The organism is Streptomyces sp. S063 (assembly GCF_002832675.1).
In the GTDB taxonomy this organism is placed as follows: domain Bacteria; phylum Actinomycetota; class Actinomycetes; order Streptomycetales; family Streptomycetaceae; genus Streptomyces; species Streptomyces sindenensis.
Genome location: NZ_CP021707.1, coordinates 1911043 through 1935057, shown reverse-complemented (window position 1 = coordinate 1935057; position 24015 = coordinate 1911043). Strand labels below are relative to the sequence as shown.

Genomic DNA, 24015 nt, shown 5'->3' with positions numbered 1-24015 from the left:
CGAAGGATCTAGCGTGGAGGACATGACGGGCACAGGCACGGACAAGCGCAGCTACAGCATCAGCGAGGTCGTCGCCCTCACCGGGCTCACCGCGCACACCCTGCGCTGGTACGAGCGCATCGGGCTCATGCCCCACGTCGACCGCTCGCACACCGGCCAGCGCCGCTTCAGCGACCGCGATCTCGACTGGCTGGCCTTCGTCGGGAAGCTGCGGCTGACCGGGATGCCCGTCGCCGACATGGTGCGGTACGCGGAGCTGCTCCGCGCAGGGGAGTCCACCTTCGAGGAACGGCAGGAACTGCTGGAGGCGACCCGCCGCGATGTGATCTCGCGGATCGCGGAGCTCCACGACACCCTCGCCGTCCTCGACCACAAGATCGAGTTCTACGCGGGCGCCCGCCGGGCGCCGGAGAGGCACAGCGTCCGATGACTGTTGACAAGATCGCCACCGTGGAGCTGGGAGCGGGCGGACCGCGGGTCGGCGTCCAGGGCCTCGGCTGCATGGGCATGAGCGAGTTCTACGGCGACACCGATGAACGCGCCGCCCGCGACACCCTCGACGCGGCCCTGGAGGCGGGCGTCACGCTCCTCGACACCGCCGACGCCTACGGGCGCGGGGCCAACGAGGAGTTCCTCGCCCCGTTCGTCGGGGCCCACCGGGACGAGATCACGCTCGCCACCAAGTTCGCCCTCGTCCGCACCGACGACCCCCACTACCGGGGCATCAGCAACGACCCCGCGTACATCCGTACCGCGGTCGAGGCGAGCCTGCGCCGGCTGAACACCGACGTCATCGACCTCTACTACATGCACCGCCGCGACCCGGCCGTCCCGCTCGCCGAATCGATCGGCGCGCTGGCGGAGCTGGTCCGGCAGGGCAAGGTCAAGCAACTCGGGCTGAGCGAGGTGACGGGCCCGGAGCTGCGCGAGGCGCATGCCGTGCACCCGATCGCGGCCCTCCAGTCGGAGTGGTCCCTCTTCAGCCGGGACGTCGAGAGGAGCGCCGTCGGCGCGGCGGCCGAGCTGGGCGTCACGCTCGTCCCGTACTCCCCGCTCGGCCGGGGCTTCCTCACCGGGGCCTTCTCCGACGCGGGCAAGGACCTGGCCGAGGGCGACTTCCGCAAGCACCAGCCCCGGTTCACCGGCGAGAACGCCCGGACGAACGCCGCCCTGCTGGAGCCCGTCCACAAGATCGCCACCGCGCACGGGGCGACGGCCGCGCAGGTGGCCCTCGCCTGGGTCCAGCAGCGCGCCGGCGTGCACGGCCTGAACGTGGTCCCGATCCCCGGCACCCGTAAGCGAGGCCGGCTCCTGGAGAACGTCGCGGCGACCCGGCTGACCCTGACGCCGGCCGAACTGGCCGCGCTGGAGCCGATCGCGGACCGGGTGGCGGGGGACCGCTACCCGGACATGAGCAGTACGGCGGCGGCGCGGGAGTAGGCGCGGGCGGGGCGGGCCCTCGTGCGCGAAGAGGCCCGCCCCGGGTGCGTCAGTTGCAGGGCGGAACGGCGAACCGTCGGTCGATGAGCGCCGTGGTGGAGGACTTCGAGTTCTTCATGATCGCCGTGACCTCCGCGCACATGCCGTCGGTGACGCGCACGGGACCGGCGTACTGGCTGAAGGTCCCCTCGTCGACACTGCACGGCTTGCTCAGCTGGTTCGGACACAGCGTCAGCTTCATGTACTTGGCGGTGCCGAGGTTGTTGTCGAACATGGCACAGCTCGAGAACGGCGACGTGTTCTTCTGATAGGTGAACAGCGTTCCGAAGCGCCGCGAGTCGGGAAGCTGTTCGGCGTATTGCAGGACGTATCCCGCACCGCACAGGTTGGCCATGGCCTGAACCGATTCAGGCTGCTTGTTCGCGATGGCCCGTGTGGTGCTGTTCGCCGTCGGCGACACCATCGCGGCGGCGGCACCGGGCGAGGAGACCGCGGGAGTCGCTCTCGCCGGAGCTGCCGTCTCCGATCCCGGTGCCTCCTGGCCGACTGCCGGAGCGGCGTATCCCCCCACCAGGAGCGAAGCGGCGGCCACCGCCGCGAATGCCCAGCCGGTGTTCGAGCGGGATGTACGCATGAGCCTCATGTATTGACCTGTTCTGTGATGATTTCTACTGGGTGAGCCGGACGTATCGGTCCGGACGGAAAGGGGCAGGCGGTTCGGCGCGAGACGGTCAGGCGGTTCGGCGGGCGAAGGCCTCGGCCCTGCCGCGGCGCCCCGGCCCGTAGGCATCCACGGTGCCGGCGCCCTCGTTGCCCGGGCCCTCCTGCCACCCGCGGATCGTGCGAGCCACCCCCTTGACCTTGGGGTGCCCGGGTGCGTAGGCGATCTCGAAGTGGGATTCCTTGGGCGTGGCGAAATCCCCGCCCCATGCGACCACGCCGTCCAGCTCGGCGAGCACGTCCCGCACCACGATCAGTTCCCGCGGGTACAGACCGCCCTTGGCCCCGACCGGGTACGCGCGCGGACGGATCGCCAGGGCGGTGCCGGACAGGTAGTTGGACTCGTAGTCCTGGTCGATGCCGTGCTCGGTGGTGTGTCCGGTGACGTCGCCGTCGCGGAGCTGATCGATCTCGTAGTGGAACCGCCGGGCCACGTGCAGCAGGATGGTGGCCGCGTCTCCGGCGGCGAGGCGCACGGACTGGTCCGAGCCCTCGATCCGCATGAGCTCCGCCTCGGGCAGGACGGGCCAGCCGTTCGCCGTTCTCCTCCCGGTCCAGGTGCGGTCCGTGGGTGACGTGTCGGCGGACGGGGTTCCCGGCGCGGCGTACGCGGTTCCGGGAAGGCCCGCGAGGGCGGTGGCCCCGAGTGCGGCGCCCGCCATGAGCACGCTCCGCCGGTCAATCTTGTTCTTCACGCTTCTTCCTTCCGACGACCGCGGCGGCGGCCGCTCCTGCGGAGCAGCCGAGGAGTGCGACCGCGATGGCGATGAGCGAGGGGTTGACAAAGGCTGGGACCAGGTCGTGCTCGGCGTCGCACCAGTAGTGCAGCGGGAACCCCTGTGACGGCTCGGGGCGGTGGGCTTCGTCGTAGTCGAATCCGCGTTCTCCGCATGTCTCCCGGACGTCGAGACCGCTGGAGAACATCCCGATGAACCAGGTGACGCAACCGGCGACGACCAGGAGGACAGCGGGGAACACCCACCAACGGGGCTGCCGCCACTGCCGGGTGAGCAGTCCGCGCACGGTCTTCCAGAGGCTCAGGGCGACCAGCGCCAGCAGGAGCGGCGGAAGCAGGACGGCGGCCAGTACCGAAACGACGTTCACCGACGACGAGGTCCCTTCGTTCAGCTACGGGCCGCGCGGGCCTTGGCAGCCTTGATGTACTTCGCGTGATTGGCCTCGTAGGCGGCGCGCATGCTCCGCTCGGTTCCGGTGCGGGCGAGAAGGACATCGGCGAAGCCCTGCTCGAAGGGTTCGAGTTCGTCGCGACCCAGCATGGCCGGCAGCGTCTTGATGCCGCCCCGGACCGTCACCAGCCCGACCTGGGCGGCCACGACCTCCACGTCGTCCGCCGCGGTGAGGAGGTTGTGGGCGAGGAATGTGGCGTCCGTGACGTTGCCGTTGAAGCGCCCTGACCAGTAGCGGCCGAAACGGGTGAGCCCGCCCCCGCCGTTGTACAGATCGCGGACGGCCTGGGCGATCGTCCTGCCGCCGCGGACCGCCTGGGCCAGCAGCCACGCGTCGGCGTCCTCGATCAGGTCGTTGTATCCGAAGCTGGAGGCCACGCCGACCTTGGCCATCTTGAGCTGGACGAAGTCGCGGCCGTCGGGGAACTCGTCCTTGGCCCGGCGCCAGTCGACGTACAGGGTCAGCAGGTCGCCACCCCAGCCCGCGACGTCGCCCTCGTTCACCGCACGCCTGTTGGACGGCATCCAGGAGACGAAGTGCCCATTGGCGGAGGCCATCAGATGTTCGGCGCTCAGCTCGTACGCGGTGTAGGGATCGACGAAGTCGGCCATGACCGACATGCCCTTCCCCTTGGCGTACTGGACGAACTCCTTGTTGTACTTGCCGATCAGGAAATCCCAGTCGCCGCCGCCGTAGCCCTCGTGCCGGATGAACTCCATCACCAGCTGGTTCGGGTTGCCATCGCCGGGAAACGCGACGGCGTGGTCGTACAGCCGTTGGACGTAGTCGATGAAGCTGTCAGCCGGGCCGGACGGCTTGTTGACGCTGTCCTGGCCGCGGTCCGCGCCGGACACGACGGTACGGTCGAGATCGAACGTGTCCGACCCGTTGGTGACTTTGATCTCCTTGATCTGGTTGTAGGACCAGTTCGCCGGGATGGGGACTCCGAGGTTTCCGGAGAAGCCCCAGGACATACCGGAGACGAAGGAGTAGCGAGCGCCGGTCTGCCGGCTGACGACGGTGCACACGTTGCGCGAGCCGTACACCCCGTGGACGAAGCGCTTGCCGTGATAACTGAGTCCGGCGGCCACCCCGTGGAAGTACGGAACGATCGCCGCGTCGATCTCACCGCGGGTGGCGTCGTAGTCCACGGCGAAGTAGATGACGGTGCCTCGGTTGAACCCGTACTCCGCGGCCAGTTTGTGGGCGTTGAGCGCGTGCTGGTAACCCTGGGTGTAGGTGAAGTCGGCGAATTTTCGGGCGTTGTCCTGGTAGATCGGAAATACCCGCAGCCCGTTGCTGAAGATGGTATTCAGCTCACCCGGCTTGATCTCCTTGTCGAGAGTGGAGCCCGGCGGGTCGTTGATGTAGCGGCCGACGACCTCGATCTTGTTGTCGCGCAGCCACTTGGCGCGGGATCCGGTGATCTCGAAGCGGGTGTCGGAACCGGTGACATCGCGGTCCGGGTCACCCATGGAGACCAGTAGCTGGGCCCATGTCTGGTAGTCGGAGCGGCCGTTGACTTCCAGCTTGCAGAACTTCTGGAACTCCCTGACCCATTCGGTCAGCTTGGCGTCGTAGCTGCTGCGCCAGGTGGTGGGGATGCCCGTGTCGCTGGTGCCGGTCGGGATGGGGGAGTTGAAGACGCATGCGGCCGAGAACAGATCGACCCAGAGGCCGGAGCTGCCCTGACTGAGGTTCTTGGTCTTCAGTCCGGCCTGGGTGCTGGGGCCGAAGTTTCCGTTCGGGGCGGCGATGCCGAGTTCGTACTGGATGGCGATCATCAGGGCCTTCTGCACATCACGGGAGTAGATCCCGTCGCAGGGGCCGATGCTGTAGGCGTCCTTCGTCCAGTAGCGGCCGTTGAGCCAGCGCTGAATCGAACGAACGTCGTCCGTTCCGCCCGAGACCCGGACATAGGCATCCATGTTGAGTATGCACTTGTATATCTTGGCGGTCGTGACACCGCCCTGGGTGCCGGTGCCGCCCTCCGGCAGCCCCATGTCGACCCGCAGCTTTTTAACCGCCTCGACGGTTACGGCGCCGTACTCCCCGTAACCGTTGGCTCCCCAGTACCCCTTGCAGAACAGGCCGTGCTGGAGGATGCGGACGATATTCGCGTTCTTGTTCCAGCCGAAACCGATGTCGCCGAGCGCCTGAAGCCTCGACATCGTGGTGGGGCCGAAGCTGGCGACCAGCGGGCTGATGCCCAGTTCGTGCTGGAGGCCCATGACGAGGGAGTCCATGGTGGACCAGCCGATACGGCCGTCCTCGGGGCAGCGCGCGTATCCCGTGGCGCCGGCATAAGTGGAATTGACCCACTTCTGGGCGTCGAGCACCTTCTCGTCCAATGTCTATCCTTTGGAAAATAGCAGACATAAGGGTCAGTGGGTATGACAATGGTCACGGAATGTGGCCAGGTGTCCACGGCTTGATCAACTTATCAACGGAATCTTCACTATCGGAGGGCCGTTTCGGTCATTCCCGATGCACCGGAATTCCGGGCAGTTCCGCATATAGAGCCGGATTGCGGGGCCGAAATATGAACCCACCGAATGTCATGGCCGATAACAGATGTGCCCCGTCACGCCAGCCCCAGCGCGAACACCGCGAACCCCGCCGCGAGCAGTCCCGCGAGCGCGCGGCGGGCGTTCGCGGCGCGGGTGCCCGACCGCCACGGGACCTCGAAGCGGCGCGCGTACCGGGCGATCAGCACGAGCAGTCCGGCGAACACCGGCAGCCAGGCGATCCGGGCGAGGATCCAGCCCACGGTCTCCGGTGGAGTCGTCAGCCCCGCCACCGCCGTGCCCCCCGCCCCCGCGAGCGAGGCCGGTACGGCGGCGGCCAGCATCGCCGTCTGGTGCCAGCACAGGATCGTCATCGCCGACAGGTTGACCACCACGACGGGCGCCCAGAGCAGCGGTTTGCGCAACAGCCGCCCGAGCCGGTCGCGCAGCAGGATCGCCGCCCCGCTCTGGGCCGCCGCCAACGCCACCACCAGCAGCGACGGCGGATGCGAGTTCGTCCGCGTCTCGCCGGGCACGCCGACCATCGACGCCGGGTAGTGGAAGACCAGCAGCAGTACGGCGAACAGCGTCCCGCCACCGATCAGCAGCAGCCGGGCCCCGCGCTTCCCGATCCGGCCCTCGCCCCACGACACCCCGAGCTGATACGCGAACAGCCAGCCGGGCAGGACGTTCAGCGCGCTCAGCCAGGACGGCATCGCCTCCGCGAACGGCCCGTAGCGCAGGAAGTCCACGACGGCGACGGAGACCAGCAGCGGGAGCGCCGCCCAGCCGCCGAGCCGCCGTGCCAGCCGCACGCAGACCGGGGTGAGGGCCGTGACCACGGTGTACACCCCGACGAACCAGAGCGGCTGGATCACCAGCGTCGACCCGGTACGCAGGGTGTCGCCCGGTACGCCCAGCGCGGCGAGCACCGCGAGCAGCACCGCCCACACGGCGCTCACCCCGAGCACCGGCCGACCGAGCCGGGCCAGGCGGCCGCCCAGCCAGGCGGCCGTCGTCGAGGCCCGGCGACGGTAGGAGAGGACCGAGGCGTACCCGCCGACCAGGAAGAAGATCCCCAGCATCTGGAGCACCCAGCTCGCGGGGGCCAGTGCCCCGAACGTGGCCAGCGGGCTCGCGTTGTGCAGACCGTCGGCGTCCAACCGGAACCCGCCGAGCATCCAGTGGCCGAGCGGCACGGCGAGCAGCGCCAGGGCCCGCAGGCCGTCGACGGCGCGGTCGCGGTGGGCGGGGGTGGAGGCGTCGATCCGGGCGGCGAGCCGCCGCGCGTTCTCCCGTACGGCGTTCATCGGACGGCCCCTTCCAGGACCGGCGCGTTCCCCGCTGCGTGCGAGCCGTGCGGCGCCTGCGTGTCCGCGGGGGTCTTCGCGCCTTCCGGCGTGGTCGTGTCCCGCGCGATCACGGCGAAGGCCCGCAGCGAATCCGTCCCCGGCGCGAAGTAACCGGCATGGCCCCGGGCGTCGTTCGCCGGTACCCGGCGGGCGCCGAACGCCGGGTCGGTCGGGTCCGTGCCGTGGCCGAGGCCCGCGAAGCGGACGTTCGGCACGTTGTCGATCCAGTCGGTCGGGTCCTTCGCCGCCCACACCCGTGCCTTCGTCCGCAGCCCCGCCGCATCGTCCGCCCGCATGCCGGGGGAGCCGAGGACCACCAGGTCGGTGACGGGGAGACGGCGTGCGGCGATCCCGCACACGACGGAGCCGTAGCTGTGGCAGAACACGGCGGGCTCGGGCAGCCCGTCCGCCCTCAGGCCCTCCGTGAACCGGGTCAGCCGCCCGGCGCCCGCCTCCGCGAGGCTGCCGGTAGCCGCGTCGATGCCGACGCCCACCGGGGTGGTGTACCCGACCCAGGCGACGACGGCCGTCCCCGGACCGGCCGCCGCGTGCAGGGTCCTGGCCATCCCGGGCGGAGCCCCGTGCGCGGCGACCTTCCGGTCGAAGGTCCCGGCGTCGTTGTCGGACCCGGGCACCACCACGGAGACTCGCCGTGCGGTGCGCAGGTCCCCGAAGACCTCGGCGACCTGGCCGCGCCCGCGCGGGTCGAACGCGAGGATCTGCCGGCCGGGGGCGGCGAGTGAGCGGTAGCGGGGATCGTCCTCGGTGGACAGGGCAAGGGCGTTGGCGCGGTAGCGCAGCTCCAGCGGTGCCCCGTCGAGGTTGCCGACGACGGACGGGTGCCGCACCAGCAGCAGTTGCTGCTCGGCGGTGCTCAAAGAGGCGAAGAACCGGGCGACTTCGGCAGGCTTCGCGCGCTCCGGATCCGGTAGCCCCGTACCCAGCACCCGGTCCGCCCGCCACTGCGCACTGCCCGGCGGCGGCCCGGTCAGCGCCTGCTGCGCATCCCCCGAAACCCAACCCGTGGTGCCCGCCACCACGCTGGTGGCCAGTGCGAACGCGACCAGGCTTCTCGCGTATCGGCGCATCGTGCCCTCCCTCTCCGGATCCGCACCGTCCGGTGCGACCGGGAGGAAGGTAGGAAGAGGACGGGTGACGCGACGTCACACCGGGGAGCCAACCGCGAAGTGATACCGGGGTAGGGGGTGGAGGAGACCGGAACGACGGACTACGCCCCCGCGTCCCCCGGCGTCACCAGACCCGACTCGTACGCGAAGATGACCGCCTGCGCCCGGTCTCGCAGATCCAGCTTGGCCAGCACCCGCCCGATGTGCGTCTTGACGGTCTGCTCGGCCAGCACCAGACGCCCCGCGATCTCCTGGTTCGACAGCCCCCGGGCGATCAGCTCCAGCACCTCGCTCTCGCGCGGCGTCAGGCTGTGTCGCCGGAGCGCCTGCCCGGTGCGCGTCGCCCCGGCCGGCCGCTGCGCCGCGAAGTCCGCGATCAGCCGCCGGGTCACGGACGGCGCGAGCAGCGCGTCCCCGGCCGCCACCACCCGTACCGCCGCGATCAGATCGGCGGGCGGCGCGTCCTTCAGCAGGAACCCGGACGCTCCGGCACGCAGCGCCTCGTACACGTAGTCGTCCACGTCGAACGTCGTCAGCATCAGGACCTTCGGCCGGTGCACCACCCCCGTCGGCGGGTTCAACAGCTCGCGCGCGGCGGCCAGTCCGTCCATCTCCGGCATCCGCACGTCCATCAGGACCACGTCGGGATGCTGGTGGCGGCTGACGTCCACACCCTGACGGCCGTCCGCCGCCTCGCCCACCACGTCGATGTCGCTCTGCGCGGCCAGCAGCGCCGCGAACCCGGCCCGCACCATGGCCTGGTCGTCGACGATGATCACGCGGATGGTCACAGATCCTCCGAAGAAGGTCGCACGGAAGGGGAGTCGGACGGGGGGACCCGCGGGGGCAGCGGCATCCGGGCGGCCACCCGGAACCCTCCGTCCGGCAGCGGCCCGGTGTCCAGCGTGCCGCCGGTCAACCGTACGCGCTCGCGCATCCCCACCAGCCCGTGCCCGGTCCCGGCGCTCTCCAGCGGCGAAGCGGGCTCCGGCGCGGGCCCGTTGACCACCAACACGTTCAGATGGCCCGCGGCCGCCCGGACCGAGACCTGGGTACGCGCACCCGGCGCGTGCCGCACCACATTGGCCAGTGCCTCCTGCACGATCCGGTACGCCGACAGATCCACCGCCGACGGCACCTCGCCCAGATCCGCGGCGCGCGACAGCGTCACCGGCAGCCCGGCCCGTACCGTCGCCTCCACCAGCTGCTGGAGCCGGTCCAGGCCCGGCTGCGGCGCCCGGTCGCCCTCGGTGCCGTCGCTGCGCAGCACCGACAGCAGCCGCCGCATCTCGCCCAGCGACTCCCGCGCCGCCGCCGCGATGGAGGCGAACTCCTCCCGCGCGGGCTCCGAGAGACCGGAGATCCGGTACGGCGCGGAGTCCGCCTGCACGGTGATCACCGACATGTGGTGCGCGACCACGTCGTGCAGCTCACGGGCGATCCGCGTCCGCTCCTCCAGCAGCGTGCGCTGCGCCCGCTCCGCCTCGCTGATCGTCTCCTGCTCGGCCAGCCGCCGGGTCGCCTCGCCGCGCTCCCGTACCGCCGCGCCGATCACCAGGACCACCGCGCCGAGGATCGGCAGCAGCAGGGCGCTGCCCGTGCTGCGGTCCGAGGGCGCGATCAGATGCAGGACCGCCCCGGCCGCGGCCGTCGCCGCCCACACGGCGACGACCGTGCGCCGGGTCTCGCGCAGGCCGAGCGCCAGCAGCAGGAAGAGGTAGGCGATCAGGGTCGGCGGGGGCCACGGCCAGATGTCGAGCCGCCCGGGATCGTGGGCCAGCAGCACCAGCGCGCCCACGATGTCGGCCGGGAAGACGATCCACCACGCCTGGAGGGGCCGGTGGGCGAGCATCAGCAACGGGGCCGCCTGGGCCACCCCGAGCGCCCCGGCGACTGCGCCCGGCATGCCGTACTGCGAGGTCAGGACGGTGATGGTGACCGGGATGAAGGTCGCGGCCAGGGCGAGGACCACGACGTACGGCAGCAGTCGTTGCCACTGCTTCGGAGCGTCGGCCAGCAGCGGGGTGGACGGATGGGAGGGGTGGGACAGCCCGTGGGCCAGCTCGCGCAGATTGCGGCGGGCGGCGCTCAGCAGGCCGTCGGCGGGCGGCGGGGCCCGGCGGGGGAGGAGGAAGAAGAAGTGGCCATGGCCCGGTCAGCCTAGGCAGACAGAGGCTCTTCGGGCGTCATACCGGGGTTCCGACCCCGCCGGACCGCCTCATACTCCGGTACGGGGTGTGGGGTGTACGGAGTCACGACTCGGCGTACGGTCACGGCCCGGCGGAGAGCGGGACGTACGGGGCAGGCCGCGTACCGGCCATCGGCCAGGGGCTACCGGCCACCGGCTCACAGCTCCGCGAGCAGCTGGGCCTTCTTCGCGGTGTACTCGGCGTCCGTCACCAGTCCGGCCCGGTGCAGCTCGCCGAGGTGGTGTATCCGCTCGGCGATGTCCGCGGGGTCGCGCCGCCCGGCGTTCACCAGGGCCGGGGCGGCGGCCACGGGCGCGGGCTGGGTCCGGCGTACGGATTCCAGGACGGCGGCGGCGAACGGCAGCGACTCGTGCACCGGCCCGTAGCCCAGGCCGAACAGCACGGCGGCCGGGTCCTGGTCCGCGGCCCGGGTGATCGGAGCCGTGGCGGGCACCCCGCCGTCAGGCCCGCCCACCGCGCTGGTGGAGCCGTCGGGGCCGTGCAGATCGCCCAGGCTGCCGCCGGTGCGGTGGTCGACCGGGGCCACCGCACGGGGCAGCAGCCGCAGATAGCCGTCGAGCGCCTCGGGCGAGCGCCATATGATTCCGGCCAACTCGCTCACCTTGAAGGTCTGGTCGCCGGCCTTCCACTTGGTGCTGGACGCTCCGGTCCAGGACCACCGGAAGGAGACCCGCTCGCCGTCGAAGCCGGCCCGGCCGTCGTACGCCTTGAAGTTCATCGGGGCCTCGGGGGCCGCCACCAGGAAGCGGTCGGCGGGCTCGTCGCACGCCGGGTCCAGCAGGGCCCGCAGCTCGTCCGCGTAGTACTCGGCGAGCACCTCCCGCTCAGCCGGAAGCACCAGGCGATAGGGGTCGCACCCCTCCTTGAGCTGCCCGGAGGCAGCCTCCACCAGAGGATCGGCACCCGCCCTCGGCACGGCACGCAGAACCACCGTGCCCCGCTTGCCGGGGGTCAGCGTCACCGACGCCAGCGCCGCATACGGGATGCGGCGTTCCCGCAGGCTCTGGAAGAGCTTCGGTGTGCGGATGCCCCGTTCGAAGCGGATGAGCACGGAGTCGGTGCCGAACTCCCAGGTGGCATGAATTCCGGCCAGCACATCACCCATGTGCCACATCGTATGCGGCACAGTCCCGCACGTCCCCCCTCGAAGTACGTCCCATTTTTTCGGCCCGGCACGGTCCTCTACGCGCGTCAGCCGTTCCGCTCGCCGGAAATACCGCTGCGGCACGTGCTGTCGGCGCGCGCGCAGCTGACCGATCCGTACGCTCCGACGCCGATCGCGGCGAAGTTGTGGAGGCTCTCGGTGCCCGGTTCGAAGTAGCCGCTGTGCCCGGTTGCCCCGGCCGCCGAGACGATCCGCGCACCGAACGACGGATCGACCGGGTCGGCCCCGTGACCGATCCCGCCGAACTCCATGTGCGGCACGTCCCCGATCCAGTCGTCCCCGTCCCGCGTCGCCCAGATCCGGGCCCCGGTCTCCAGCTGCCCGGCGTTGGCGGCCCGCATACCGGGGCTGCCCGCGACCGCGATGTCGGCCACCCGGTCGGGGGCGTGGTCCGCGGCCACCCCGCACACCACGGAGCCGTAGCTGTGGCAGAACAGCGAGACCTTCGAGGTGCCGGGCAGGGCGCCGACCATCGCGTTCAGCCGGACCGCGCCGTCCGCCGCGAGGCCGCCCAGCGCCGCGTCCATGCCGAGACCGGCCGGGGAGGTGTAGTCGGCCCACGCGATGACCGCCGTACGGGTGCCGGGGGAGGCCGAGCGCTCCGCCCCGTACAGGGACTGGGCCATGCCGACGGGGGCCGCGTACTTGCGCTTGCTCCGCTCCAGGGTCAGCAGATGGGTGTCGACGCCGGGAACGACGACGGAGACCCGTGCGGCCCGGTCGAGATCGCCGAACACCTCGGCCGCCCTGCCCTTCCCGGACGGATCGAAGGCCAGGATCTGCCGTTCGCCCTTGAGCAGCGACCGGAACCGGTCGTAGCGGGCCTGTGCCTCGTCGCGCCCGTCCGGCGAGAGCTTCTCGTCGCGCGCCCGCGCCTTCTCCACGGCCGCGGCCTGGCGGAGCGCCACCCGGTTGGCGCGGTAGCGCAGGGTGACCGGCACGCCGTCCAGATTCCCCACCACCGACGGGTACTTGCCCGCGAGCGCGAACCGCTGCCCGGAGGTCAGGGTGGCGAAGAAGTGGGCCAGCCGGTAGGCGGGCGCGTCGACCTCCGGCAGCGAATGGCCCGCTATCCGGTCCCGCGCCCAGGCGGCGAGCGCCAGCTCGCGCGCCCCTTCGGCCTGCTGATCGCGTACGGCGCTCCAGCCCGTCGTCGCCAGCATCACGAACACCACCGCTACGGCGAGCAGCGCGCGCCATACGGTCAACGTGGGGGAGGTGTCGAAGGAAGTCACTGCGCCACACCCTAGGAGACGCGCGCCGACGACCGTGATGCGGGTGAGGTACATCACCCGTCCGCGAAGGATTGACCCTGGATCCCTCACGGAGGGTCACAGCCGCCTCGTGGCTGCGCTACCGGTGACCGTCGGACACGCTCCAGCTCTCACGCCAGTCGCGGGCGAGGGCCGGGACGAGCTGGTCGAGATACTCCTCGGTCAGATCGCGCAGCGCCTCCACGCTCGGATCGACCCCGTGCCCCCACAGCTGGCCGGTCACCCGCATCACCCCGGAGAACGCGGCGACGGCCACCCGGGGCCGGGGGTCCCGCTCCACGTCCAGCCCCTCGCGCTCCGCGATCAGCAGGGCGATCTGGTTCTCCAGGGCGATGCCGCGCCGCATATGGGCGGCGAGCAGGGACGGGGTCGACTCGATCATCTGGTAGGTCCGCATATGGAGGTCGACGGTGATGACCTCCTCGATCGCCTCGCCGATGCTGTTCCACGCGCACAGCACCGCCCGGCGCATGGCCTCGAAGGGCGCTTCGTGCGCGGGGCGCCGGCGCAGCTCCTCGATGAAGCGGGACTCGACCATCTCCTGCACGGCGAAGGTGGTCTCCTCCTTGCTCGCGAAGTAGCGGAAGAAGGTGCGCTGGGAGACCTCCACGGCGTCGACGATCTCGTCGACGGTGGTGCGTTCGTACCCCTGGGTGGTGAACAGTTCGAGGGCGGCGCGCAACAAGGCGTCGCGGGTGCGCTGTTTCTTGCGTTCACGCAGTCCGGGTCGGGGCTCGGCTGTCTGCCCGTCGGTCACGTACCGGTCCCTCTTTTCCCGTGTTTGTCCAGCTCAGCATACCTGTGAGCTACGTGACAGTTACTGACTTGTGAATTGGTTTGTCAACTGTCAGACGCTGTCACTAGTCTCCCCCGTATGACTAGTCAGACCACCGTCGAGAAGGCGCCGCGGGAGCCCGAAGACAACGCAGGACCCGCCCCGGTCAAGGGGCTTCGCGGCCACCCCTGGCTGACCCTCTTCGCCGTCGCCATCGGCGTGATGATGGTCGCCCTCGACGGCACCATCGTCGCCATCGCGAACCCCGCCATCCAGAAGGACCTCGGCGCCACGCTCGCCGACGTCCAGTGGATCACCAACGGCTATCTGCTCGCCCTCGCCGTCGCCCTGATCACCGCGGGCAAGCTGGGGGACCGCTTCGGCCACCGGCAGACCTTCCTCATCGGCATCGCGGGCTTCGCCGCCTCGTCCGCCGCCATCGGCTTCTCCAAGGAGATCGGCCTCGTCGTTCTCTTCCGGGTGCTCCAGGGCCTCTTCGGCGCCCTGCTGATGCCGGCCGCGCTCGGTCTGCTGCGCGCCACCTTCCCCGCCGAGAAGCTGAACATGGCGATCGGCATCTGGGGCATGGTGATCGGAGCCTCCACCGCGGGCGGCCCGATCGTCGGCGGTCTGCTCGTCGAGCACGTCAGCTGGCAGTCGGTCTTCTTCATCAACGTGCCGGTCGGCATCGTGGCGCTCGCCTTCGGCCTGGTGATCCTCAAGGACCACCGCGCCGCCAACGCGCCGCGCTCCTTCGACATCCTCGGCATCGTGCTGCTCTCGGGCGCGATGTTCGCCCTCATCTGGGGCATCATCAAGGCCGGTGAGTCCTGGGGCTGGGGCGACGGCCGGACCTGGGCCTGGCTGGCCGCCGCCGTCGCGCTCTTCATCGTCTTCGGCCTCTGGGAGACCAGGGTCCGCGAGCCGCTCGTCCCGCTGGGGATGTTCCGCTCCCTCCCGTTGACGGCCGGTGCCGTCCTCATGACGCTGATGGCCTTCGCGTTCATGGGCGGCCTCTTCTTCGTGACCTTCTTCCTCCAGGGCGTCCACGGCCTCAGCCCGGTCGACAGCGGTCTGCGCCTGCTGCCGCTGACCGCCATGATGATCGTCGCCTCGCCGGTCGCCGGCCTGCTGATCACGAAGTTCGGCCCGCGCGTTCCGCTGGTCGGCGGCATGGTCTGCACGGCCACCGCGATGTTCGGCATGACCACGCTCACCGATTCCACCGGCACCTTCGCGATGTCCCTCTGGTTCGCCCTGCTGGGCTGCGGGCTCGCCCCGGTCATGGTCGGCGCCACCGAGGTCATCGTCGGCAACGCGCCCATGGAGCTGTCCGGCGTGGCCGGTGGTCTCCAGCAGGCCGCCATGCAGGTCGGCGGCGCGCTCGGCACCGCCGTCCTCGGCGCCGTGATGTCCGCCAAGGTCAGTGCCGACTTCGCGGACAACTGGGCGGGCGCGGGCCTGCCCGGCGCACCCGACCCGAAGCTGGAGGAGGCGGCGGAGTTCGGCATGGTCCCGGTCGACGCCCTCTCCAAGGCTCCCGGCATGACGCCGGACATCGTCGAGCGCATCGGCGGGGTCATCCACGACACCTTCATGTCCGGCATGGGGCTGGCCTTCACCGTCGCGGGCATCGTCGCGGTCGTCGCCGCCTTCGTCGCCACCCTCACCAAGCGCGGCGAGAACGCCGAGGCGGGTGCCGGAGTGGGTCACATCTGACGCGCCCCGCACGACGAGGTCGTCAACACAGCGCAGGCCACAGCCCCGCCGAATCCTTTCGGCGGGGCTGTCGCCTATCAGGGTGGAGCACCCCGGCCCCTCTTCCGCACCGCTTGCCCGGTGACTCAGAGTGAGCATCGGAAGCACAGCACCGACCGACCACGGGGGTTGATCCACCATGCGCACGAACGTCATCCGTCCGAATCCGCTGCGAACGCACGTCACCCGTCCGAATCCCCCGCGTACGAACCTCACGCGTACGGCCGTTCTCGCGACCGCCCTGGCCGTCTCCGCACTGGTTCCCCAGGCCCTGGCCCACGACCGGGCGGCGGCGGCCCCCGAGCGGTCCCGGGCCGTCACTCTCGGCTCCTGTGAGGCGGGCAGGCTCTGCCTCTGGAAGAAGCCCGACTTCACCGGGGCCCGCCACACCTTCGAGCTCTCCGACACCGACATCGAAAGCTGCGTCCCGCTGCCGAAGGGCGGCGACGCCCAGTCCCTCGCCAACCGCACCGGGCGGCCCGTCACCACCTACCAGTCCGCCGAGTGCGCGGAGACGGGGGAGTTCGAGACGTACCCGGGCGGGGGCACCTGGGCGCCCCGTTCCCCGTACCAGGTACGCGCCTTCAAGATCTGGGAGAACTGAGCCCGGACACGCGGGAGGGGCGGCGGCGCTCCAGCGCCACCGCCCCTCCCGGCCGTTCCTGCCTACGCGTCGCCGCCCGCCGCGCCCGGATCGGCCGCGGCCACGTCCAGGAGCTCGTAGCGGTCGACGGCCTTCTTCAGGGCCGACCGGTCGACCTTGCCCTCCTTGGCCAGCTCGGTCAGCACCGCCAGCACGATCGACTGCGCGTCGATGTGGAAGAACCGGCGGGCCGCACCCCGGGTGTCCGCGAAGCCGAAGCCGTCCGCGCCCAGCGACTGGTACGCGCCCGGCACCCAGCGCGCGATCTGGTCCGGCACCGAACGCATCCAGTCCGAGACCGCCACGAACGGGCCCTGGGCCCCTTCGAGCTTCTTCGTCACATACGGGACGCGCTGCTCCTCCTCCGGGTGCAGGAGGTTGTGGCGCTCCACCTCCACCGCGTCGCGGCGCAGTTCGTTCCAGGAGGTCGCCGACCAGACGTCCGCCTTGACGTTCCACTCGTCCGCGAGGATCTTCTGCGCCTCCAGGGCCCAGGGGACCGCCACACCCGACGCCATGATCTGGGCCGGGATCTCGCCCTTCTCGCCGGTGGAGAAGCGGTGGATGCCCTTGAGGATGCCTTCGACGTCCACGTTCTCGGGCTCGGCCGGATGCTGGATCGGCTCGTTGTAAACGGTGAGGTAGTAGAAGACGTCCTCGTTCGCCTCGCCGTACATCCGGCGGAGCCCGTCCTGCATGATGTGCGCGATCTCGAACCCGTAGGCCGGGTCGTACGCGACACAGCCCGGGTTGGTCGAGGCGAGCAGCTGCGAATGGCCGTCCGCGTGCTGGAGGCCCTCACCGGTCAGGGTCGTGCGCCCGGCGGTCGCGCCCAGCACGAAACCGCGCGAGAGCTGGTCGGCCATCTGCCAGAACTGGTCACCGGTCCGCTGGAACCCGAACATCGAGTAGAAGACGTACACCGGGATCAGCGGCTCGCCGTGCGTGGCGTACGCCGAACCGGCCGCGATCAGCGAGGCCGTGCAGCCCGCCTCGGAGATGCCGTCGTGCAGCATCTGACCCGTGGGGGACTCCTTGTACGCGAGCAGCAGCTCCCGGTCGACCGCCTCGTACTGCTGACCCAGCGGGTTGTAGATCTTCGCACTCGGGAAGAACGCGTCCATGCCGAAGGTGCGGTACTCGTCGGGGGCGATCAGCACGAACCGCTTGCCGATCTCCTTGTCCCGCATCAGGTCCTTGAGGATGCGGACAAACGCCATGGTGGTGGCGATCGACTGCGAACCCGAACCCTTCTTCGCGGCCGCGTACGTCTTGTCCTCGGGCTGCGGCAGCGGCTTCGCACGGACCACCCGGGTCGGGACGTAACCGCCCAGACTCTGCCGGCGGTCGTGCATGTACTGGATCTCCTCCGAGTCGCGGCCCGGGTGGTAGTAGGGCGGGTAGCCCTCGTCCAGCTGCTTGTCCGTGATCGGGATGTGCAGACGGTCCCGGAAGCGCTTGAGGTCCTCGACCGTGAGCTTCTTCATCTGGTGGGTCGCGTTGCGGCCCTCGAAGTTCGGCCCCAGGGTCCAGCCCTTGACCGTCTGCGCCAGGATGACCGTCGGCTGGCCCTTGTGCGCCTTGGCCGCCGCGTAGGCCGCGTAGACCTTGCGGTGGTCGTGACCACCGCGCCCCAGGTGCAGGATCTGCTGGTCGGTCATGTCCTTGACCATGTCCCGCAGCCGCGGGTCGTCGCCGAAGAAGTGCTCACGGATGTACGCGCCGGTCTCCGTGGCGTACGTCTGGAACTGGCCGTCCGGCGTGGTGTTCAGCTTGTTGACCAGGATGCCCGTGCGGTCCTGCGCCAGCAGCGGGTCCCAGGAACGGTCCCAGACCAGCTTGATGACGTTCCAGCCGGCGCCCCGGAACTGCGACTCCAGCTCCTGGATGATCTTGCCGTTGCCGCGCACCGGACCGTCGAGCCGCTGGAGGTTGCAGTTGACGACGAAGGTCAGGTTGTCCAGGCCCTCACGGGCCGCGATGGACAGCTGGCCCAGCGACTCCGGCTCGTCCATCTCGCCGTCGCCCAGATAGGCCCAGACGTGCGACTTGGAGGTGTCGGCGATGCCGCGCGCCTCCATGTAGCGGTTCATCCGCGCCTGGTAGATCGCGCCGAGCGGGCCGAGGCCCATCGAGACGGTCGGGAACTCCCAGAAGTCCGGCATCAGCCGCGGGTGCGGGTAGCTGGACAGCCCGTTGGGGGCCTTCGACTTCTCCTGGCGGAACGCGTCGAGCTGCGCTTCGCTCAGCCGGTCCAGCAGGAACGCGCGGGCGTAGATCCCCGGGGACGCGTGCCCCTGGAAGAAGATCTGGTCGCCGCCGTCGCCCTGGTCCTTGCCCCGGAAGAAGTGGTTGAAGCCCACGTCGTACAGCGAGGCGGAGGAGGCGAACGTGGCGATGTGGCCGCCGACGCCGATGCCGGGGCGCTGGGCCCGCGAGACCATCACGGCGGCGTTCCACCGGGTCGCGTTGAGGACCTTGCGTTCGATCTCCTCGTCGCCGGGGAAGAACGGCTCGTCCTTCGTGGCGATCGTGTTCACGTAGTCCGTGCTGCGCATCTCGGGCACCGCCACGCGCTTCTCCCGCGCGCGCTCGATGAGCCGGAGCATCAGATAGCGGGCCCGTTCACGGCCGCGCTCGTCGACGGCGGCGTCGAGGGAGTCCAGCCATTCCTTGGTCTCCTCGGGATCGAAATCCGGGACCTGGCTGGGAAGGCCGCCAATGATGATCGGGTTGCGATCGGATCCGGAAGCCACACTGTTCCTTCGCTGTTCGGTGGTGCTCTACGGGGCTGTTGCGGGGAACGTGCCCCCAGACAGCTCTGTCAACTCTGTCAACTCTGTGTGCGCCGCCTCCATCGTGCTACCGCGAGGGCCCGAACGTCATCTCTACCGAGTGGTAACCCTAGGGTTCGGAAAACTCGCCCGGCGGGCACGAGTGTGGGCTGTACGCGGCTGGGTACGGGCAAACCGCAACCTTACGCCCAAGGCGTCCAAGCGTTCCCAAAGGCTGTTCGACTCCTAATGGCGGAGCGAAACCGCATAAGCTGAGGAAGGACGTAAGACGGATGGAGCGACCTGGGGCAGGCCCCGGGAAGCCGCCGGAGAGACATGCCGGAACTTGCGGTGACGTGGCAGGGAACGTCACCGTATAGGCGGTCTCGCACACTGGGTACTTGCGCGATTCGCCGGGCCCGTGTGGACTACGGCCTACGCCCCGCGCACGCGCGTGGCTGCAGCATTTTCCGAAGACATGATCAGGAGGCAACCCGTGAGCGCGACCGCGGACCACGCGGAGGAGCGGACCAACCCGGCGGCACGCCTGGGGTTCGAGCCCGGACAGGTGGTCCAGGAGATCGGCTACGACGACGACGTCGAGCTGGAGCTCCGTGAGGGCATTGAGGCCACTACCGGCCAGGAACTCGTCGACGAGGACTACGACGACGTCGCAGACGTCGTCCTGCTCTGGTTCCGTGACGAGGACGGCGACCTTACGGACGCGCTGGTGGATGCCATCGGTCTGATCGAGGACGGCGGGATGGTCTGGCTGATGACGCCGAAGACCGGCCGTGACGGATACGTCGAACCGAGCGACATCAATGAGGCCGCCCAGACGGCCGGGCTCGCCCAGACCAAGAGCATCAGCGCGGGCAAGGACTGGACGGGCAGCCGTCTGGCCACCCCCAAGGGGGCCAAAGCCAAGCGCTGAACCGCTTTTCGCACCACCCCGAGGCCCTCACGGGCGCATCCGCACCCGTGAGGGCCTTCGTACGTCCGCCGCCGGGCTGCGTAGGGTGGGAGTCACCCGGACGGGCCCGGCCAGGGCCCCGGGCAAGCGGAGAAGCGGCGAAGGGATACGTGTTCCATGACGATCGAGGTCGGCAGCCAGGCCCCGGACTTCCAGCTCAAGGACAACCACGGCCGGACCGTGCGCCTGTCGGAGTTCCGCGGTGAGAAGAACGTGGTGCTGGTGTTCTACCCGTTCGCCTTCACCGGCGTCTGCACCGGCGAGCTGTGCGCGCTCCGCGACGAGCTGCCCCGCTTCGAGAACGAGGACGCCCAGATCCTCGCCGTCTCCAACGACTCCATCCACACCCTGCGCGTCTTCGCCGAGCAGGAGGGGCTGGAATACCCGCTGCTGTCCGACTTCTGGCCGCACGGCGAGACCTCGCGGGCGTACGGCGTCTTCGACGAGGACAAGGGCTGCGCGGTGCGGGGCACCTTCGTCATCGACAAGGCGGGCACCGTCCGCTGGAGCGTCGTCAACGGCCTCCCGGACGCCCGCGACCTGAAGGACTACGTCAAGGCGCTCGAAGCGCTCTGAGACGATCTCCTGGCGACGCCCGGTCAAAAGCCTGTTTTGGTCGGGAACCGGTCACTAGGATCCAATCGTTGATCCGATGCCAACGAACGACGGGGACGCTGGTGTCTGCCGGCCCCTGAGAAAACTACTGGAGGACTCGTGGGAGTCAGCCTCAGCAAGGGCGGCAACGTCTCGCTGACCAAGGCCGCGCCCAACCTGACCGCGGTCATCGTCGGTCTGGGCTGGGACGCCCGCACCACCACCGGGGGTGACTTCGACCTCGACGCCAGCGCGCTGCTGACGAACCCCGAGGGCAAGGTCGCCGCCGACGGCAATTTCGTCTTCTTCAACAACCTGAAGAGCCCCGACGGCTCCGTCGAGCACACCGGTGACAACACCACCGGTGAGGGCGAGGGCGACGACGAGGTCATCAAGGTGAACCTCGCCGGTGTCCCGGCCGACGTCGACAAGATCGTCTTCCCGGTCTCCATCTACGAGGCCGAGACCCGTCAGCAGAGCTTCGGCCAGGTCCGCAACGCGTACATCCGCGTGGTCAACCAGGCCGACAACACCGAGCTCGCCCGCTACGACCTGAGCGAGGACGCCTCGACGGAGACCGCGATGGTCTTCGGCGAGCTCTACCGCAACGGCGCCGAGTGGAAGTTCCGGGCCATCGGCCAGGGCTACGCCTCCGGCCTGCGCGGCATCGCCCAGGACTTCGGCGTCAACGTCTGACGTTCTGGCGCCAAGGGGGTGCCGGCCGATCCTGATCCGCCGGACACCCCGACCGGGCGCTTTCGACGCCCGACCCCGGGCGTCGAAAGCGCCCGGCAGCGTTTTTTTCACGACTCGGGGAGGACACACATGGGCGTCACGCTCGCCAAGGGAGGCAATGTCTCCCTCTCCAAGGTCGCACCCAACCTCACCCAGGTGCTGGTCGGGCTCGGCTGGGACGCACGCTCCACCACGGGCGCCGATTTCGACCTCGACGCCAGCGCACTGCTGTGCCAGTCGGGCCGGGTGCTCGGCGACGAGTGGTTCGTCTTCTACAACAACCTCACGAGCCCGGACGGCTCCGTCGAGCACACCGGCGACAACCTCACCGGTGAGGGCGACGGCGACGACGAGTCCGTCATCGTCCGCCTCGACCAGGTCCCGGCCCACTGCGACAAGATCGTCTTTCCGGTCTCGATCCATGACGCGGACAACCGGGGCCAGGCGTTCGGCCAGGTCAGCAATGCCTTCATCCGCGTGGTCAACCAGGCCGACGGCCAGGAGCTGGCCCGCTACGACCTGAGCGAGGACGCCTCGACGGAGACCGCGATGATCTTCGGCGAGCTCTACCGGTACAACGGCGAGTGGAAATTCCGTGCAGTCGGCCAGGGGTACGCGTCCGGCCTGCGAGGCATCGCTCTAGACTTCGGCGTCAACGTTTCATAATGCCGCGCAGGACCTAGGCGCGGGGGGCCCCGACGCACCGGGGGAGACCCTTTAACAACACGATGGGGTAGCCAGTGGTACTGAAAACCTTCGGCTGGTCGTTCGCGGTCACCGCGCTCGGCCTGGTCGCAGCGATTTTCTACGGGGGGTGGCAGGCTTTCGGCATCGTCGCGATCCTGTCCGTCCTGGAGATCTCGCTGTCCTTCGACAACGCGGTGATCAACGCCGGAATCCTGAAGAAGATGAATGCCTTCTGGCAGAAGATCTTCCTCACCATCGGCATCCTCATCGCCGTCTTCGGTATGCGACTGGTGTTCCCCGTCGTGATCGTCGCCGTGAGCGCCAAGCTCGGACCGATCGAGGCCATCGACCTGTCCTTCAACGACCCGGACAGGTACAAGGAACTGGTGACGGACGCCCATCCGTCGATCGCCGCCTTCGGTGGCATGTTCCTGCTGATGATCTTCCTCGACTTCATCTTCGACGAGGACCGGGACATCCACTGGCTGCGCTGGATCGAGCGTCCGCTCGCCAAGCTCGGCAAGGTCGACATGCTGTCGGTCTGCGTGGCGCTGATCATCCTGATGATCACCGCCATGACCTTCGCGACCCAGGCCCACCAGCACGGTGGCGGGCACGTGGACAAGTCGGCGACGGTCATGCTCTCCGGCATCGCCGGTCTGATCACCTACCTGATCGTCGGCGGGCTCTCCGGATTCTTCGAGAACAAGCTCGAAGAGGAGGAGGAGCGTGAGCACGAGGCCGAGGAAGAGGCCAAGAAGAAGGGCAAGCCCGTCACCGGGGTCGCCCTCGCCGGGAAGGCCGCGTTCTTCCTCTTCCTCTACCTGGAAGTCCTGGACGCCTCGTTCTCCTTCGACGGCGTCATCGGCGCCTTCGCCATCACCAACGAGATCGTGCTGATGGCGCTCGGCCTCGGTATCGGCGCCATGTACGTCCGTTCGCTCACCGTCTACCTGGTGCGCGAGGGCACGCTCGACGACTACGTCTACCTGGAGCACGGCGCGCACTACGCGATCGGCGCCCTTTCGGTCATCCTGCTGATCACCATCCAGCACGAGATCAACGAGCTCATCACCGGCTCGGTCGGCGTGATCCTGATCGCCCTCTCCTTCTGGTCCTCGGTCAAGCGCAACCGCGCGCTCGCCGCGGGATCGGGCGAGGGCGGCGGCTCGGACGTGAAGGCGGAAGTGTCCTCCGGGGTGTGACCCGGTAAGGATTGAGGAACGCTCTCTGCGGGGCGGCCCACACGGCGACGGCTCTCCGGGATCTCCCGGACCCGGCCCGGTGGCCGCCCCGCAGTGATGTCCGGGGTGCTCGAACAGGCAACGCGAACAGGTGGGGGTAGGGATGGGATTCTTCGACGGCCTGTGGCCGGGGCGCGCGGCGCAGTTCGACTCGGGCAACGCGCCGTCGAGCGCCGTCGTGCTGTCCAAACGGAACGCCACGATCTCGCTCAGCAAACAGGGCGCCCTCTCGGGCAACCTCCGGGTCAACCTCTCCTGGCGGATGCGGACCTCGGACATCGAGGGCCGCTCCCGGCAGAGCGGCAAGCTGCGGCGCCCTCTCCAGCTCTTCAAGCCCGAGGTCGTCCAGGCGCACACCCAGGGCGTCGTCAACGTCGACCTGGACCTCGGCTGTATGTACGAGCTGATGGACGGCACCAAGGGGGTCGTGCAGCCCCTGGGCAGCCTGATCGGTGATCTCAACGGCCCGCCGTACGTCCGGCTCAGCGGCGACGACCGGTTCGGCGCGCCCTCGGGCGAGACGGTCTACGTCAACCTCGACCAGCGCGACAAGATCAAGCGGTTGCTCTTCTTCGTCTACATCTACGACCGGACACCGGCGTTCGACCGCACGCATGCCAAGGTCACCCTCTACCCCGGCAACGGCCCGCGCATCGAGATCGAGCTGGACGAACGCGCGCCGCAGGCCCGCTCCTGCGCGGTGTTCACCGTGGAGAACATCAAGGACGAGCTGATCGTGCGCCGCGAGGTGAAGTTCGTGTACGGATTCCAGTCCGAGCTGGACCGGCTGTACGGCTACGGCATGCAATGGGGGCGCGGCTACAAGTCCCGGACCTGATCCGGAGCCGC

21 protein-coding genes and 1 pseudogene are annotated in these 24015 nt (G+C 69.5%); 10 read left to right on the top strand and 12 right to left on the bottom strand.

Going from position 1 to position 24015, the window contains the following annotated elements:
* Positions 1-22: 22 nt before the first annotated feature.
* Complete coding sequence (locus tag CCZ36_RS08720) at positions 23-430, top strand: MerR family transcriptional regulator (RefSeq protein ID WP_079149631.1); 408 nt, start codon at positions 23-25, stop codon at positions 428-430.
* A complete protein-coding gene (locus CCZ36_RS08715) occupies positions 427-1440 on the top strand; it encodes an aldo/keto reductase (RefSeq protein WP_128817396.1) in 1014 nt (337 codons plus the stop codon). The genes CCZ36_RS08720 and CCZ36_RS08715 overlap by 4 nt, the downstream gene beginning before the upstream one ends.
* A 49-nt stretch (positions 1441-1489) precedes the next feature.
* On the opposite strand, the gene CCZ36_RS08710 is transcribed toward CCZ36_RS08715, so the two are convergent.
* From CCZ36_RS08710 to CCZ36_RS08660, 11 genes and pseudogenes are all read right to left on the bottom strand, one after another.
* The gene (locus tag CCZ36_RS08710) at positions 1490-2074 is read right to left on the bottom strand and encodes a hypothetical protein (protein WP_237302610.1); all 585 of its coding nucleotides are present in this window, start codon (positions 2072-2074) and stop codon (positions 1490-1492) included.
* Between the two features lie 97 nt (positions 2075-2171).
* Positions 2172-2822, bottom strand: a complete 651-nt coding sequence (locus tag CCZ36_RS08705; protein ID WP_069738518.1) for a hypothetical protein — start codon at positions 2820-2822, stop codon at positions 2172-2174.
* A 16-nt stretch (positions 2823-2838) separates the two neighbouring features.
* Entirely contained in the window at positions 2839-3264 is a 426-nt protein-coding gene (locus CCZ36_RS08700; protein WP_128817395.1) for a hypothetical protein, read from the bottom strand.
* A 20-nt stretch (positions 3265-3284) separates the two neighbouring features.
* Entirely contained in the window at positions 3285-5699 is a 2415-nt protein-coding gene (locus tag CCZ36_RS08695; RefSeq protein WP_128817394.1) for a glycoside hydrolase domain-containing protein, read from the bottom strand.
* A 233-nt stretch (positions 5700-5932) separates the two neighbouring features.
* Positions 5933-7165, bottom strand: a complete 1233-nt coding sequence (locus tag CCZ36_RS08690) for an acyltransferase family protein (protein ID WP_128817393.1) — start codon at positions 7163-7165, stop codon at positions 5933-5935.
* Positions 7162-8295: an alpha/beta hydrolase gene (locus tag CCZ36_RS08685; RefSeq protein ID WP_128817392.1), complete on the bottom strand. Its 1134-nt coding sequence runs from the start codon at positions 8293-8295 to the stop codon at positions 7162-7164. The genes CCZ36_RS08690 and CCZ36_RS08685 overlap by 4 nt, the downstream gene beginning before the upstream one ends.
* A 140-nt stretch (positions 8296-8435) precedes the next feature.
* Positions 8436-9125, bottom strand: a complete 690-nt coding sequence (locus tag CCZ36_RS08680) for a response regulator (protein ID WP_128817391.1) — start codon at positions 9123-9125, stop codon at positions 8436-8438.
* A pseudogene (locus CCZ36_RS08675) lies at positions 9122-10482 on the bottom strand (sensor histidine kinase). The gene CCZ36_RS08680 and the pseudogene CCZ36_RS08675 overlap by 4 nt, the downstream one beginning before the upstream one ends.
* 198 nt (positions 10483-10680) lie before the next feature.
* The gene (locus tag CCZ36_RS08670; RefSeq protein WP_128817389.1) at positions 10681-11649 is read right to left on the bottom strand and encodes a DUF4429 domain-containing protein; all 969 of its coding nucleotides are present in this window, start codon (positions 11647-11649) and stop codon (positions 10681-10683) included.
* Between the two features lie 86 nt (positions 11650-11735).
* Positions 11736-12944, bottom strand: coding sequence for an alpha/beta hydrolase (locus tag CCZ36_RS08665; protein WP_069743375.1), 1209 nt, complete (start codon positions 12942-12944; stop codon positions 11736-11738).
* A gap of 118 nt (positions 12945-13062) precedes the next feature.
* Entirely contained in the window at positions 13063-13740 is a 678-nt protein-coding gene (locus CCZ36_RS08660; RefSeq protein WP_069738509.1) for a TetR/AcrR family transcriptional regulator, read from the bottom strand.
* Positions 13741-13857: 117 nt separating this feature from the next.
* Here CCZ36_RS08660 and CCZ36_RS08655 point away from each other — a divergent pair, with 117 nt between their 5' ends.
* Together CCZ36_RS08655 and CCZ36_RS08650 are read left to right on the top strand one after the other, a co-directional pair.
* Entirely contained in the window at positions 13858-15477 is a 1620-nt protein-coding gene (locus CCZ36_RS08655; protein WP_069738508.1) for an MFS transporter, read from the top strand.
* Between the two features lie 178 nt (positions 15478-15655).
* A complete protein-coding gene (locus CCZ36_RS08650) occupies positions 15656-16120 on the top strand; it encodes a peptidase inhibitor family I36 protein (RefSeq protein WP_234427682.1) in 465 nt (154 codons plus the stop codon).
* 62 nt (positions 16121-16182) lie between these two features.
* Here CCZ36_RS08650 and aceE read toward each other — a convergent pair whose 3' ends face one another.
* Complete coding sequence (aceE, locus tag CCZ36_RS08645; RefSeq protein ID WP_069738507.1) at positions 16183-18915, bottom strand: pyruvate dehydrogenase (acetyl-transferring), homodimeric type; 2733 nt, start codon at positions 18913-18915, stop codon at positions 16183-16185.
* 514 nt (positions 18916-19429) lie between these two features.
* Here aceE and CCZ36_RS08640 point away from each other — a divergent pair.
* The 6 genes from CCZ36_RS08640 to CCZ36_RS08610 all read left to right on the top strand — a co-directional run bounded on the left by CCZ36_RS08640 (position 19430) and on the right by CCZ36_RS08610 (position 24004).
* Positions 19430-19867: a DUF3052 domain-containing protein gene (locus CCZ36_RS08640; protein WP_010070596.1), complete on the top strand. Its 438-nt coding sequence runs from the start codon at positions 19430-19432 to the stop codon at positions 19865-19867.
* Between the two features lie 156 nt (positions 19868-20023).
* On the top strand, positions 20024-20482 hold the full coding sequence (locus CCZ36_RS08635) for a peroxiredoxin (protein ID WP_069738506.1): 459 nt from the start codon (positions 20024-20026) through the stop codon (positions 20480-20482).
* Between the two features lie 138 nt (positions 20483-20620).
* Entirely contained in the window at positions 20621-21196 is a 576-nt protein-coding gene (locus tag CCZ36_RS08625) for a TerD family protein (RefSeq protein WP_006124182.1), read from the top strand.
* 129 nt (positions 21197-21325) lie between these two features.
* The gene (locus CCZ36_RS08620; RefSeq protein ID WP_007452411.1) at positions 21326-21901 is read left to right on the top strand and encodes a TerD family protein; all 576 of its coding nucleotides are present in this window, start codon (positions 21326-21328) and stop codon (positions 21899-21901) included.
* A 74-nt stretch (positions 21902-21975) separates the two neighbouring features.
* Complete coding sequence (locus tag CCZ36_RS08615) at positions 21976-23127, top strand: DUF475 domain-containing protein (protein WP_128817388.1); 1152 nt, start codon at positions 21976-21978, stop codon at positions 23125-23127.
* Positions 23128-23269: 142 nt separating this feature from the next.
* The gene (locus CCZ36_RS08610; protein ID WP_069738504.1) at positions 23270-24004 is read left to right on the top strand and encodes a TerD family protein; all 735 of its coding nucleotides are present in this window, start codon (positions 23270-23272) and stop codon (positions 24002-24004) included.
* Positions 24005-24015: the final 11 nt, after the last annotated feature.

What these genes read in the sequence shown, in the direction of transcription:
- CCZ36_RS08720 (WP_079149631.1), top strand. Translation starts at nt 23, where the DNA reads ATGACGGGCACAGGCACGGACAAGCGCAGCTACAGCATCAGCGAGGTC.
- CCZ36_RS08715 (WP_128817396.1), top strand. Translation starts at nt 427, where the DNA reads ATGACTGTTGACAAGATCGCCACCGTGGAGCTGGGAGCGGGCGGACCG.
- CCZ36_RS08710 (WP_237302610.1), bottom strand. Translation starts at nt 2,074, where the DNA reads ATGCGTACATCCCGCTCGAACACCGGCTGGGCATTCGCGGCGGTGGCC.
- CCZ36_RS08705 (WP_069738518.1), bottom strand. Translation starts at nt 2,822, where the DNA reads ATGGCGGGCGCCGCACTCGGGGCCACCGCCCTCGCGGGCCTTCCCGGA.
- CCZ36_RS08690 (WP_128817393.1), bottom strand. Translation starts at nt 7,165, where the DNA reads ATGAACGCCGTACGGGAGAACGCGCGGCGGCTCGCCGCCCGGATCGAC.
- CCZ36_RS08685 (WP_128817392.1), bottom strand. Translation starts at nt 8,295, where the DNA reads ATGCGCCGATACGCGAGAAGCCTGGTCGCGTTCGCACTGGCCACCAGC.
- CCZ36_RS08670 (WP_128817389.1), bottom strand. Translation starts at nt 11,649, where the DNA reads ATGGGTGATGTGCTGGCCGGAATTCATGCCACCTGGGAGTTCGGCACC.
- CCZ36_RS08655 (WP_069738508.1), top strand. Translation starts at nt 13,858, where the DNA reads ATGACTAGTCAGACCACCGTCGAGAAGGCGCCGCGGGAGCCCGAAGAC.
- CCZ36_RS08650 (WP_234427682.1), top strand. Translation starts at nt 15,656, where the DNA reads ATGCGCACGAACGTCATCCGTCCGAATCCGCTGCGAACGCACGTCACC.
- CCZ36_RS08635 (WP_069738506.1), top strand. Translation starts at nt 20,024, where the DNA reads ATGACGATCGAGGTCGGCAGCCAGGCCCCGGACTTCCAGCTCAAGGAC.
- CCZ36_RS08620 (WP_007452411.1), top strand. Translation starts at nt 21,326, where the DNA reads ATGGGCGTCACGCTCGCCAAGGGAGGCAATGTCTCCCTCTCCAAGGTC.
- CCZ36_RS08610 (WP_069738504.1), top strand. Translation starts at nt 23,270, where the DNA reads ATGGGATTCTTCGACGGCCTGTGGCCGGGGCGCGCGGCGCAGTTCGAC.